Annotated in this window: 13 protein-coding genes and 1 pseudogene; 4 read left to right on the top strand and 10 right to left on the bottom strand. The window is 65.3% G+C overall.

What is annotated here, in order from left to right; genetic code table 11:
* Positions 1-13: 13 nt before the first annotated feature.
* The 7 genes and pseudogenes from EZH22_RS31115 to EZH22_RS31085 form a co-directional block, all read right to left on the bottom strand.
* The gene (locus tag EZH22_RS31115) at positions 14-1408 is read right to left on the bottom strand and encodes an AAA family ATPase (RefSeq protein ID WP_203197146.1); all 1395 of its coding nucleotides are present in this window, start codon (positions 1406-1408) and stop codon (positions 14-16) included.
* Positions 1405-2148 carry a CpaD family pilus assembly protein gene (locus EZH22_RS31110; RefSeq protein ID WP_203197145.1) on the bottom strand — a complete coding sequence of 248 codons (744 nt, stop codon included), beginning with the start codon at positions 2146-2148 and terminating at the stop codon, positions 1405-1407. The genes EZH22_RS31115 and EZH22_RS31110 overlap by 4 nt, the downstream gene beginning before the upstream one ends.
* A 10-nt stretch (positions 2149-2158) precedes the next feature.
* Positions 2159-3621, bottom strand: a pseudogene (locus EZH22_RS31105) (type II and III secretion system protein family protein).
* 31 nt (positions 3622-3652) lie between these two features.
* Positions 3653-4459 carry a Flp pilus assembly protein CpaB gene (gene cpaB, locus EZH22_RS31100; protein WP_203197144.1) on the bottom strand — a complete coding sequence of 269 codons (807 nt, stop codon included), beginning with the start codon at positions 4457-4459 and terminating at the stop codon, positions 3653-3655.
* A 10-nt stretch (positions 4460-4469) separates the two neighbouring features.
* Positions 4470-4982 (bottom strand): prepilin peptidase, encoded by a 513-nt coding sequence (locus EZH22_RS31095; protein WP_203197143.1) that lies wholly within the window; start codon positions 4980-4982, stop codon positions 4470-4472.
* An 82-nt stretch (positions 4983-5064) separates the two neighbouring features.
* Complete coding sequence (locus EZH22_RS31090; protein WP_203197142.1) at positions 5065-5247, bottom strand: Flp family type IVb pilin; 183 nt, start codon at positions 5245-5247, stop codon at positions 5065-5067.
* Positions 5248-5433: 186 nt separating this feature from the next.
* The gene (locus tag EZH22_RS31085; RefSeq protein ID WP_203197141.1) at positions 5434-5616 is read right to left on the bottom strand and encodes a Flp family type IVb pilin; all 183 of its coding nucleotides are present in this window, start codon (positions 5614-5616) and stop codon (positions 5434-5436) included.
* Positions 5617-5946: 330 nt separating this feature from the next.
* Here EZH22_RS31085 and EZH22_RS31080 point away from each other — a divergent pair, with 330 nt between their 5' ends.
* The 4 genes from EZH22_RS31080 to EZH22_RS31065 all read left to right on the top strand — a co-directional run bounded on the left by EZH22_RS31080 (position 5947) and on the right by EZH22_RS31065 (position 8284).
* Positions 5947-6456, top strand: coding sequence for a pilus assembly protein N-terminal domain-containing protein (locus tag EZH22_RS31080; protein WP_203197140.1), 510 nt, complete (start codon positions 5947-5949; stop codon positions 6454-6456).
* 13 nt (positions 6457-6469) lie between these two features.
* Positions 6470-7048 (top strand): TadE/TadG family type IV pilus assembly protein, encoded by a 579-nt coding sequence (locus EZH22_RS31075; RefSeq protein ID WP_203197139.1) that lies wholly within the window; start codon positions 6470-6472, stop codon positions 7046-7048.
* A 34-nt stretch (positions 7049-7082) separates the two neighbouring features.
* Entirely contained in the window at positions 7083-7643 is a 561-nt protein-coding gene (locus EZH22_RS31070) for a TadE/TadG family type IV pilus assembly protein (protein WP_203197138.1), read from the top strand.
* A 140-nt stretch (positions 7644-7783) separates the two neighbouring features.
* Entirely contained in the window at positions 7784-8284 is a 501-nt protein-coding gene (locus EZH22_RS31065) for a helix-turn-helix domain-containing protein (RefSeq protein WP_203197137.1), read from the top strand.
* A gap of 35 nt (positions 8285-8319) precedes the next feature.
* Here EZH22_RS31065 and EZH22_RS31060 read toward each other — a convergent pair whose 3' ends face one another.
* The 3 genes from EZH22_RS31060 to EZH22_RS31050 are packed head-to-tail and all read right to left on the bottom strand — an operon-like array spanning position 8320 to position 11741.
* Entirely contained in the window at positions 8320-8649 is a 330-nt protein-coding gene (locus EZH22_RS31060) for a hypothetical protein (protein WP_203197136.1), read from the bottom strand.
* A gap of 12 nt (positions 8650-8661) precedes the next feature.
* Complete coding sequence (locus EZH22_RS31055) at positions 8662-9186, bottom strand: hypothetical protein (RefSeq protein WP_203197135.1); 525 nt, start codon at positions 9184-9186, stop codon at positions 8662-8664.
* Positions 9187-9197: 11 nt separating this feature from the next.
* Positions 9198-11741 carry a TraM recognition domain-containing protein gene (locus EZH22_RS31050; protein ID WP_203197134.1) on the bottom strand — a complete coding sequence of 848 codons (2544 nt, stop codon included), beginning with the start codon at positions 11739-11741 and terminating at the stop codon, positions 9198-9200.
* Positions 11742-11968: the final 227 nt, after the last annotated feature.

Raw genomic sequence — 11968 nt, 5'->3', positions numbered from 1 at the left:
CGGCCTCCCCTGCTCACTGCGATTTGTGCTTCAGCCGGATGAATGGCAGTCGCTCCAGGATGGAGGAGCGCGGCTTTGCGCCGGCTTCCGCCTCGCCGCTCACGATCTGCGCGACGGCAGGCGCATCAGCGCTCTTGGGCGTCCCGCTCTTGGCCTTGTCGCCGGAACGCGAGCTCCGCAGCATCGCGCCGATCGCAGCCCGGGCTCTCTGGACAAGCCCCGCCGAGGCCACCACGTCCTGAGGCCCCACCAGTTCATCCACCACCTTGCGAAAGGCCTTGGCGGCTGCATGGGAGGGAACCAGATCGGAAAGCGGGCGCCCCTGCACAGCCCCTGCAGAGAACGCCTTCATCTCGGCCGCGATCTCGATCACGGGCAGGCCCAGCGCGCGCTTCACCTCGGAGACCGGCCATTCGTCCTTGTCCCGGGTGCCGACCTGATTGAGAACCACGATCGGCGAGTCCGTGCGCAGCTCCGCCAGGTGCCGCAGAAGCACCTGCGCGTGGGGAATGCCAGCGAAGTCGGGCGTCGTGACCAGAACGACCTTTGTCGCGTTCTCCAGCAGCTCTTCGGAGGCCTTGTTCCATTCGAGGGGGAGATCCACGATGGACGACTGGAACTCTGCGCGGAGGAGGGACGACAGGTGGCTCTGCCCCTCCGTCCTGGTGCGCCGGCGGGCGCGCTCCAGATCCGGGGCGGCGCAGAGGAGCGCCAGGCGCTCGGTCTTGCGCACGACGAGCCGGTCCAGCATCTCCGCATCGGCGATCCGCTCCGGGGTGTAGAGCAGCGAGGAGATTTCCGGGTCGGGGTTGCAATCGAACGCCGTCGCTACCCCGCCGAACGGAAGATCCAGATCGAGCAGGCAGGTGTTGTGCTGGCGCTCGGTGGCCAGCAACCAGGCGAGATTGGCTGCGACCGTCGTCGCGCCGGCGCCCCCGCGTGCGCCGACCACGGCGAAAAGCGCCCCAGCCTCGCCCTGCCCCTGCGTCGCGAGACGGTTCGACAGGGATTTCAGAACATCCTGCTGAGTGATGGGAGCGACCAGGTAGTCGGCAACACCCTCCTCCAGCAGCGTCTTGTAGAGCAGCACGTCGTTCTCGTGACCGACCACGAACACGTTCGTGGTCTCATCGCAGAAATCCGCCACCTGGCGGAGCTCACTCATGATCTGGTCACGAGTTGCGCCCATGGGGGTTTCATAGATGACGATCCCAAGGCGGCAGGACTCCGTCGCCTCCGTCACCAGGTGCTCGAAACGATCGACGCCGGCGACGGCCACGGAAGGCCGAACACGGGCCATGGTCGGATGCGCGCAGGCGTCGGTGACGGCCGTGCGCACTCCGGCAGACTGGCAGAGCGCGACCAGCGCCATGCGCGAGAATGGGGTGGAAACGGCGGCGAGCATCACTGCGTGCCTCCCTGAGACCCCTGCTGCCCGCTGCTGCCAGAGTTGGTCGGCCAGGCCGTGGAGGGGTCCTTTCCGTCACGCACCTGCTCGATATCGCCCACCCGCCGCACCAGGTCGCCGGGCGTCTCCTGACGCGGGCGCACCAGATCCAGGGGATCGGCAACCTGCCCGGCCAGATTGGCCTGGTAGGCGCAGCCGAAGTTCCAATAGGGCTCGTTCTGCCAGCCTTCCGTGCCGTTGCCGGCGGCCAGATCGAACGGCCACTTGCCGCACTCGTGCGTCACCCGGGCGACCATCGTCATGAACGCCAGTCGCAGGGGCGTCTCGCCGCCGCTGCCCAGCAGATACTTGATGTGGATGTTCTGCCGAGGAACGCCCGAGCCGATGAGCGTCTGGCGCACCGCCTCGAGCGTGTGGCGGACGTAGGGGTTCACCAGCTCCTTCGTCTGCCCCGGGACGAGCTCGGTCGGGGCGATGATCTGCAGGATCGACTTGCCCTTGACCTGATAGCTCCGGGCGAACGCCCGTACATCAGCCGCCTGCCGTGCATCGAGCTGGTGCGCGGAACGCGGGAAGACCTCGAGCACCTGGCGCTCGTCGGCGAGCTCGATCGGATGGCGCTGCCGATAGTCGAGAGGATAGGTGGGTTCGGTCCAGTATGGGTCGCTGGAGCAGCCTGCCGCAGTGAAGGCGAGCATGGCAACCGCCAGCAACCCGTGGAACTTGCGGATCTGAAACATCAATCGCCCCTCACTCGAGAATGAAGCCGATGTGGCCGTAGAACTGGCCCGGCGCGAACGCCGGCGCCGGCGGCTGCGGGCCACCCAGCACGCGATTGACCTGGCCGAAGAAAATGGTCCGCGGATCGGGCGCATCGGCAAAGCCCTGGTCCGGCCGCGTGACCTTGCGCGCCTCCATGGGGCGAGCGATCATCGGCTGCACCGAGATCACCAGCTCCGTCTCCTGCCGCACGTAGTCGCGCGACCGGAAGAGCGCACCGAGAACGGGAACATCCATCGCGCCGGGAATGCCGTTGATGGCCTGCCGACTGCCCTCCTGGATCAGGCCCGCCGTCACCAGCGTGCCACCGGACGGCAGTTCCACAGTGGTGGCCTGCTTGCGGATCTTGAAGCCGGGGATGGTGAAGGTCTGGGACGACGAGACGTTGTAGGTGAGCTGGTTCTGGTTATCGATCTCGCTCACCTCCGTTTCGATGTGCAGGCTGATGCGCCCTTCCGCCAGAACGAGGGGGTAAAGTTGAGCGTCACACCGAACTTCTTGAACTCGATGCTCGGCTGGCACGTGTTGTTGTTGGAGCACGTGATACCGGTGGGGATCGGGACCTCGCCACCGACGAGGAACTTCGCCGTTTCGCCGCTGATCGCCGTCAGCGTGGGCTCCGCCAGCAGCCGGGCGACGCCGACCTGTTCCATCGCCTGGATGGAGAGCTGACCGTTCTGGCCGGCCACCGTTGCCACGCTGCTGGTCAGCGCCTTTCCAGCGATGCCGTAGGGCGTCGCAAGCACCCCGCCCAAGGCGATGTCGCCGATCTGCCAGTTGCCGTAGCCATTAACGCCGAGCTGCTTGAGCACGTTGCGCTGCACCTCGGCGACCGTGACCTTCAGCATGACCTGATCGCGGGCGCGCAAGGTCATGGCGTTGACCACCTTCTCCGGCGCAGAGACGAAACCACGGGCGATGTCCACGATCTGCGCGGCTTCGCCGGACGACTGCACCGCCCCGGAAAGGATGACGCTGTCGCCCGAGGCCCGGACACTCACGCGGGAATTGGGGACAGCCGAGCTGATGGCCGCGGCGAGGCCCGAGGTGTCACGCGTCACGCGCACCTCCACGGTCGCGACCTGACGGCCGTCCGCGCCGCTCACGAGAACGGTTGTCGATCCGTCGCTCAGCCCGGTGATGTAGAGCTTGCGCGCCGTCTGCATGACGGCGGCAGCCACCTTGGGCTCGGCGACGAAGGTGTTCTGTGCCGCAGCCGGCAGATCGACGGCTACGGACCGCCCCACACCGATCTCGACCACGCGGCGCGTGGCGTCGGATTGGGCTTGCGACGACTCCGAAAAGGAGTCGTATGCAGGAAGGCCATCGACCCTGTCACCACCCTTGCTCCCGGCGAAGGCCGCCGGGGCAACAGAGGTGAACAATGCAAGTGCCCCCCCGAAGACAAAACTCACTACCCGCAGAGGTCGCATCACGCCTTTCCTTTACGTAAAGACATGACCTCTAACGAACCACTCCAAAGCGCACGGTCATAAATGACCCTTTATTCTGGTCACTTGCGTCGCTCGTGGGCTTTTCCCCGAACGGGCGCAGAGCCAGTGTTATTTCACCACTTGATGCCTTGATCGCCGCGGCAAGCGCTTCGGCCTGCCCCGGCGTCACTTCGAGCGTCGCCGTCTCGCCGACGACGGTCCGCTGCCCCTGGGCGTTCGCGTCGGACAGCTGCTGTCCGATGGCGAGCACCCGGATATCCTCGAGCAGCGCGCGCGCGCTGGCCGAGGGGGGCCCGCCCGCACGGGCCGTGCTGGGTTCGATCTTCGTGACCAGCACGTCCACCCGATCTTGGGGCAAGATGAAGCCACCAGCCGACCGGCCACCCCTCATGTCGAGGGGAACAGCCATGGCCCGCATGCCGCTCGGCAGCATAGTCGCCAGAAAGCCGGCTTCACCCTTGCCCACCACGCGTTGCCGGGCCACCGGTTCACCCTGCGCGACCTGGAGCCTCACCACCGATCCGGCAATCTTCTCGATCGCGTCGGGCGAGGCGGCACGCGTGATGGCGGTGGACGGAATGCTGTCGGCCGGCCAGTGCTGCCACTTCACGTCGGCCGGCGTCAGCCGATCGCCGACCTCAAATGCGCGCGTGGCGACCAGGATATCGGTCACGTCGAAGCCGGGCTCTGCCGGCTCGGGCGCGTGCTGCACCAGGACGACGGGCTCTGGCGGCTGAGAGTTCGCCAGGACCAGCAGGAAAGCTGCTCCGCCCGCCACCACCGCGCCGCCCGCCACCAGAATGCGCTTCATGTCCATTGCCGCGTTCCTATGCCCACGCCAACACGAGCGCGCTCATCGCCAGCGGAGGGCCGAACGGAATGACGCACTTCATGAAGGACTTGTTGCCGGAGAGAAGATCGTTCACCCACGGCAGCGCCGGCATCGACGGCAAGGGCATGGGCGTCCAGAAGGCCAGCATGCGGACCGCATAGGCGACGGCCATGAGCAAGTAATAGAAGAGACCAGCGAGCAGTCCGAAATAAGCGAAGTCCTGACCGAGGCCCGCCCACAGTCCAATGGCCCCGGCAAGCTTAACATCGCCGCCGCCCATCGGGCCGACGACAGCAGCCGCCAGGAAGAATGAGAAGAGCAGGACGCCTGCCGCGACGTGCGAGAGGAGATCCTCGTAGGACAGCCCCTGGAGTGCCGCCACGACCACGAACGTCGCAAGGATCAGCAGAACAAGGCGATCCGGAATCCGGAGGGCGACAACGTCCCACACGACGACGGCCAGCATAAATGCCGAAAACAGTAGTCGAGATGCGAGATCAATCGTCAATGCCAGCCTCCTGAAAGGTTAGTGCTGGCCCATCCCCGCGGCGGGCCAGCACTCACCCCGGCTCATGACCGGGGAAGCGCGATCACTTCGCGGCGGCGATCGCGGTGCCGACCTTGGTCATCAGCGCCGTGATGTTGGTGCCGATGGAGGTCACGGCGACGCCGGCCACGCCGACGATGCCGAGGGTGAGCACACCGTACTCGACGATCGAGGCGCCGCTGTCGTTGTTGAGCACCGCGACGGCCTTGGAAACCACGTTCTTCATGAGTGAAGCCTTTTCCGTTGAAAGGACGCGCCGACGCGCGGCCACAGAGAGGCTTAATGTGACGTTTATCGTGCGTCAATATCACTCTACGTCACGTAGTGGCTCTCATCTATGCTTATCGGCGCTGAGGGCACAGCTCCCTCAGCGCCGGGCCCAACTACCCCGGCCCCTCGCCGGCGGCGCGGCTCACTTCGCGGCGGCGATCGCGGTGCCGACCTTGGTCATGAGAGTGGTGATGCTGCCACTCAGGCTGGTCACGGCGACGCCGGCCACGCCGACGATGCCGAGGGTGAGCACACCGTACTCGACGATCGAGGCGCCGCTGTCGTTGTTGAGCACCGCGACGGCCTTGGAAACCACGTTCTTCATGAGTGAAGCCTTTTCCGTTGAAAGGACCGCCCGAACAGCGGTCGGCAGATAGGCTTAACTGACGCTTTACGCATGGTCAATATAACTGATTGGTTCTTTGTGCATCTTATTAAGGCTATGCGCCGCTCGTCGGATCACCTGGCCGCATTTATCGATCCAATGGCCTGCTGATGTGCTCGCCTCTGCGCTTTGGGCGAGAGATTCCACGGGAAGGGGTGGACCGATCGTCACGCATCGTTGCTTAGTGTTGTTCATTTACGCAAGGTCATCGCTGGTATTTTGTTCTGAGCTCCGCTGCGCCGATGACACCGCGGCCAGATGCGGGATAGAATGATTGACATCAAGCTTAATCAAGGCAAGGAGCCGCGTATGTTCCGTTCTCTGGCGCTCAGCGCCGTGCTTCTGGCGGTGGGCCTGCCCGCAGCCGCCCTGGGCGGCGATGCGCCGCCGGAAATCCCCGCCACCGTCGTTGTTTCACTCGATCAGGCCCGCGCCTTCACCGTGCCGGCAGGTGCTCGCGTGGTGTCCGTGGGCAACCCCGCAATCGCCGAAGTCACGGCCACGGGCGTGAAGGATGTATCGCTCATCACCGGCAAGGCCTTCGGAACGACCAACCTTTTGATGCTGGACGGAAATGGGCGCGTTCTGGTCGAGGCGGTCATCAACGTCGCGCGCAGCACCAAGGGAATGGTGACGGTGCAGCACGGCCTCGGCCAGCGTTCCACCTTCGCCTGCGCACCCACCTGCGCACCCACCGCCACTCTCGGGGACTCGGCCGACACGTTCGGCACCGTCAGCGCTCAGATGCAGCAGCGCGGCACCCTGGCCGGCAACCAGTAAGGGGGCCAAGGTCATGGTCGCTGTTTTTCGCCTGCCACGGCGTCTCTGGGGCGATCAGCGGGGCTCCAGCCTGATCGAATTCGCCCTGGTCTTGCCGCCAATCCTCCTCGTCGCCACGACCATTCTCGAGGTCTCGGCGGCGATGATAGCCCAGCAGGTCCTCGATACCCGAACGGCCGATGCGGCCCGCATGATTACCAAGGGAGGCCTCGACGGTCTCACGGTCGCCGCAGCCTCCGACAAGATCCGGGCGACGGTGTGCCAGGGAGAGGTTCTTCCCTTTCTCACGGGCGCTGCTTGCAGCAGCGGCCTGCAGATCGGAGTGCAAGCGGTGGCTGGGGGTGCCGCCATTCCACCTGCCGTCACCGGTGGCGCCATCAACGGCGCTGCCTTCTCTGTCACCGCCACCAGCGGGGCCTCGGTGTATCTCATCCGGACCGGCCTGACGCTTCCGTCCATGAGCGCCTACTGGAGCAGTTCCCTCAACAACCTCAGCAACGGACGGCGCTTCATCATATCCGGTGCAATAGCGAAGGTTGACCCCTATGCCAAATACGACAGCACCGGCTCCTCGCCGGCCCCTGTATTCTGACGACTTGCCGCGTCTTCGCAGCCTGCGGAGCGTGTTGAACGACACACGCGGCTTGGGGCTGGTCGAATTCGCGCTCGTTTTGCCGCTGATGCTCTTCGTCTATGTCATGGCTGTCGGCTTTTCCGACATCATGATGGTGAGGAACCGGGTCGTGAACGCGGCCTATGCTGTGGCTTACACCTCGGCAATGGATAGCAGCATCACGAATGCCGAGGCCGCGGCGATCCTCGCCGCCGGCCGGGCGCTGCTTTCGCCGGTTGAGGCAAGCTCCTCGATCATCCTCTCGAGCGTGGGCCCGAACGGCGCAAAGAACGGCTATGTCGTGCGCTGGAGCGACGGCTTGGGCGCATCTGGTCTCGCGGTGGGCTCCGCCTTCGTGTTCCCCAGCGGGGCGGCTGGATCGTTTGGAGCCGTGTCCAACAAGCCTGTGCAGGTGGCCCTCGTCACGGTCAACTACACCTCGACCCTCGCTTCCATCTGGAACAGCCTGCCCTGGAAGCCGTTTGACGTGCCGGTGGTCAACACCATGAGCGAACAGGCCTACGCGCTGCCTCTCGCCTCCGGCGGCGCTGAGTGGACAGCGCGCGTCCCCTGAGGCCGCGTGGCTAAAGGCGGGCGTTCTGGCAGAAGAGACAGCAGAAGGGGCGCCATGGCGCCCCTTCTTTATTGTGGCTAGGCTAGCCGAATTCGGCGGCCGGCTAGACGGCTCGAAGCACATTGAGCACGGGAAGGGCGATGAAGGAGATTGGCGGACGCCTGCACGCGATTAGGCAACGAGCCGGCCTTTCCCAGCGCGATTTCTCGGACCGGTTGGGCATCGGGTTCACGACGTGGCAGGCGATCGAGAGCGGAAGGAACGTTCCAAGTGGCGAGACCTTGCTCAAGATCGCGGCGCTCGGCTTCAACCCGGGCTGGATTCTGACCGGTCAAGGCTGCATGCGCACCGAAGACCCCGGCGAAATGGGCGGCAGTGAAGCTCGTGTCGATCCGGCGGGCGCCGGCGTGGACCCTGAGCTGATGGGGAGAGTGGTGGATACGATCGCGCGCGTCGCCAAGGCCGGCGGCGCTTCAATTCCACCCATCGACCTCGGCCGCAGGGCAGCGGAGAAGTACACCGAGCTCGTCGCCGCCACCGCAAACCCCGATGAACGGCTCGCCATGCTCAAGCTCCTGGCGGTACAGCTTAGGGCCGAATTCTCGGCCAACGCGATCAGCCATGAAAAAGGGGCGCCGTAAGGCGCCCCTATGCAAACCTGGCGTGCAGCGCGCGGTTAGATGCCGGGCTCGAACGCGCTCCGGGCCGCCTGCAGCGCCACTTGATCGTCCATGATCGCCGCATATTCGATGGGATTGTGCTCTTCCAGGAAGCGGAGCGCCCCCAGGTGATACGCGCTCCCGCCATCCGCCCGCTCCCGGACGAACGCCCAAGCCGCCTCGTCCGAATCGAACAGCACGTCAGGTAGATCCGGATCGTCCATGGCGTCGATCCGGCTCAGGGTCCAGGGGCCCGCCTCTCCGCCCCCATTGTCGAAGATGGACCAACCCTCACCTGCAGCCTCCCTGTTATCGAACACAGGCTTGTCGCTGACCTCGAGCCCCATCTCCGCCTCCTATCAGTAGGGCGTGGGGGCGGCGAAGCCCCGCGGCACTTCGTACTCGGCATCGTACCCGGGCTCTGGCTCGGGCTTCCGGCGCGCCACGAGCAGAGCGGCCTCGACGGTGGCGAAAGTCTCCTCGAAGTTGAGCAGGTTCTCCGGCGCCTGAAGATCGGCGACCAGCCTGCCGATCGAGTCCTCGAGCGCGGGCCCGGAAATCCCGGTGGCGAGATCCCGGAACAGCCGCTCCACCTCGGGGATGCTCTGCTGCTGAACACCTGCCCACTGCGTGTCGAGATGCTGCTTGTAGCCGCGCGCACGGCCCATGGCTTCCTGGCGTTGGGTCATCGGCGCATCTGGGTCGGCCGCCACTGCCAACGCCGCGTCGGCCCGTCGCACCGTGGCCTCGAGCGCATTCATGTGCGTCTTCCACATGGACATGGCGCGCTCCCGAGCCATGTCCAGCATGACGGTCTGGGCAAGGCTGCTGCCGGGTTCGAGCATCGGTGGCGCGAACTCGCGGGGTAGAGACAACTTCAACATGGCGTTGCTCCTTAAGCTGCCAGCAGTCTACGCGCCTGGCTGACGCGGCGCGCGGCGTCGCCCTGCATGGCAAATTCCGTCACACGGGCGGAGCGCAGGGAATTGCAGAGATCGTCCAGGACACGGCCCAGGAGGGCCCTATCTTCCTCATCGATCGCCGCGCCCTCGATCACGTCCCGCATGCACTCCTCGATCGGCTCAAGCTCCTGCGCGACCTTGTCGGCGATCAGCGCGGACATGCGCTCCTGCACGTAGTCGCGCACGACGGCGACGCCGGCGGCCGCCACCTGCTCATCCGTCATGTCGGCAGGCAGCTCCGCGAGCCTGGCCACCAGGAACGTCAGCACCGAGTCCGCGAGGCCGCTCTTGAGCCCGGCATTCTCCGGCAGCTCGAGGAAGGCCTCGATATCTTCTTCCCGAATGCCCGCCAGGGCCCGCTCCATGTGTTGCGAGGCCGCTATCTGGCGGATGCGCTGCTCCGTGGGCGGTTTCACCGCGACGAAGTGGTTCAGGCGATAGAAGGGCACCTTGGGCACGTTGCCGGTGAAGAACGCCGAATAGCGCACCACCCGCACACCGCCCTCCTTCGCCATCTGCGTGCCGCGCGATGCGTCCGTCTTGGTGCCCACCACCAGCGTGAACTGGCCGTCCTGCTGGCCGTTGAGGTCGTTCACGTTGAGACGCGGCACACGCTCGGCGCGGCTCTGCGCCGAAATGTCGAACTTCGATCCGATCTTGCCCCGCCGGTGGGTCATCTCCATGGCCGACGACACGAAGGCGGAGCCGGCGGCACCGGAGAACTTCTTGTAGGTCTCCGATTCCTCACCGCCGGTCATGCGGCCCGCATGTCGCAGGTTGGTGTTCTCCCAGGTCGCCTCGGCCTCGTTGGGGTCGCCCTTCTTGAGCGCCGCGAGATCCTGCGTCCCGAAGGTGATCGAGACACCGAACGAGCGCGCCTGCGCCGGGGCAACGGCAAAGCCCTCGACGACGTAGTAGCCGTACTCGTCGCAGAGGATGTTGTAGGGGATCTCCGAATTCGACGGCCGGCCTTCGATGATCTCGCGCCGGAAGCCCTCGAATGGCGTGTCCAGCAGCGAGGCGAGCACGCTCTTGATGCTCGCCACCGCCAGCTTGCCCAGCGCGCCGAGGCTGCTCGGCGAGCGCTCGAGCGACGGCAGGGCCGTGTACATGATCCGCCTGTTGAGCATCAGGTCGCGATAGTCGATCTCCCCCTCGAGCACGTTGAAGACGTGGCCGTACTCGAAGGTGAGGAGGGCCGTGGACCGCACCAGCTGCATTGTGATGTAGCCGTGCTGCTCATAGACCTTGGCCCGCGCCGCATCGGCGCCCTGGTTCTGCTGCGGCGCCGGGCGTCGCGGCCCACGCGCACCGCCGGCGGCTTCGGGGGCGGGCGTGGAGCCGCGTGCCATGGCTTCGGCATGCCGCTCGGCCCACGCTGCGATCGCCTCGGGACCTTCCTCGATCGCCGTCTTGATCTCCTGGTCCGACGATGGTGCGAGGACGTTGGCCGTCTTGGGCTTTGCCATGGCATAGCCCGGCAGCTGCTCGACATAGAGCTTGATCGGGCCGGAGACCTGGTCGAGCTGGAGGCGGGCGAAGTCCTGGGGTGCTTCAGCGCGCAGGTCCACCACCGTGCCGTCGTGGCGCTCGAGGAGCCCGAACCAGATCAGGTTCTCGATCCGGTCCAGGTTGTAGAAGTCCACCAGCAGACGGGGGTTGAAAAGGACATAGCCGCGTTCGGCAAGGAAGGAGAGGAGCGGCATGACGGCGGCGTTGAACATCACCGCGCGCTCCGACCACACGTCCTTCTTGCCGTCCGGAAGCATGCCGTTCATGAGCTCGGCCTTCATCGCCGAGCTGCCCAGGCTGAACGGGTTATAGGTATTGGACATCTTCGTTGCGGTCGCGTCGAAAATGTCCCGGCCACCCATGATGTAGTTGATGAGGAACAGCTCCTCCTCACGGCCGAACAGGCGGCAGATGCGGTAGATCGAATCGAACGACTGCTGCGACGCCTTGCCGTCGATCATCACCGCACCGGAATTGAGCATGAGGGCATTGAAGATGCTGCCCATCATCTCTTCCGTCTTGCCCGAGCCGGTGGTGCCAGCGACCAGCCGATGCGTTCGGGTGTCACCCGGTGTCGCCCACACCTCTTCCAACTTCTCGGTGCGGCTGGACCGGGCCGCGCCCAGGTAGACCAGCCCCTCGCCCAGCGCGCCCGTGGATCGGTCCTTGTACCCCTTCTCCGCGAGATAGCGGGGCACCCGGAACGGCAGGTCCCAGGTCCGGCCCTTGTAGCTGTAGCCGATGAGCCAGATGAGGAGCGCTGTGAAGAACACCAGCTCCGCCAGGAACGGCACCGGCGAGAACAGGAACGCGATGAGGGACAAGGTCCCGAACACCCGTAGCGTCCCCTCGGGCGAACCGATCGCGTCCAGGAATTTCTTGCGGGTGGACCGGCCATCATCCCGCCGGGAGATGACATCGACCTCCTCGTGTCGCTCGATGCCGTGGTACCGAACCCCTGCCATTCAGGCCTCCGTCGCGACAAATCACGATAAGGTCCGATATTCGCTCATAAACGGCTCGATTGGTAGCCGGTCGCGCTACTCGTCATGACTCATTGAGGCTTAATACGACAAACGAGGCGTGCCGAAACCCTTAGGGCACCCTGCGGCGCCATGAGGGCGCTGCTCTCGGTCCGCTAGCTGAATATCAGCCAAGGTGAATTTGCTACCCCGCATCTGTGGGGTGCGCT

This window comes from Xanthobacter dioxanivorans, assembly GCF_016807805.1.
GTDB lineage: Bacteria > Pseudomonadota > Alphaproteobacteria > Rhizobiales > Xanthobacteraceae > Xanthobacter > Xanthobacter dioxanivorans.
This window is presented reverse-complemented; position numbering and strand designations above follow the sequence as displayed.

Coding starts and splice junctions, on each gene's coding strand:
- EZH22_RS31075 (WP_203197139.1), top strand. CDS start 6,470: ATGGTCGCTGTTTTTCGCCTGCCACGGCGTCTCTGGGGCGATCAGCGG.
- EZH22_RS31085 (WP_203197141.1), bottom strand. CDS start 5,616: ATGAAGAACGTGGTTTCCAAGGCCGTCGCGGTGCTCAACAACGACAGC.
- EZH22_RS31060 (WP_203197136.1), bottom strand. CDS start 8,649: ATGGGGCTCGAGGTCAGCGACAAGCCTGTGTTCGATAACAGGGAGGCT.
- EZH22_RS31065 (WP_203197137.1), top strand. CDS start 7,784: ATGAAGGAGATTGGCGGACGCCTGCACGCGATTAGGCAACGAGCCGGC.
- EZH22_RS31080 (WP_203197140.1), top strand. CDS start 5,947: ATGATTGACATCAAGCTTAATCAAGGCAAGGAGCCGCGTATGTTCCGT.
- EZH22_RS31110 (WP_203197145.1), bottom strand. CDS start 2,148: ATGTTTCAGATCCGCAAGTTCCACGGGTTGCTGGCGGTTGCCATGCTC.
- cpaB (WP_203197144.1), bottom strand. CDS start 4,459: ATGGACATGAAGCGCATTCTGGTGGCGGGCGGCGCGGTGGTGGCGGGC.
- EZH22_RS31055 (WP_203197135.1), bottom strand. CDS start 9,186: ATGTTGAAGTTGTCTCTACCCCGCGAGTTCGCGCCACCGATGCTCGAA.
- EZH22_RS31090 (WP_203197142.1), bottom strand. CDS start 5,247: ATGAAGAACGTGGTTTCCAAGGCCGTCGCGGTGCTCAACAACGACAGC.
- EZH22_RS31050 (WP_203197134.1), bottom strand. CDS start 11,741: ATGGCAGGGGTTCGGTACCACGGCATCGAGCGACACGAGGAGGTCGAT.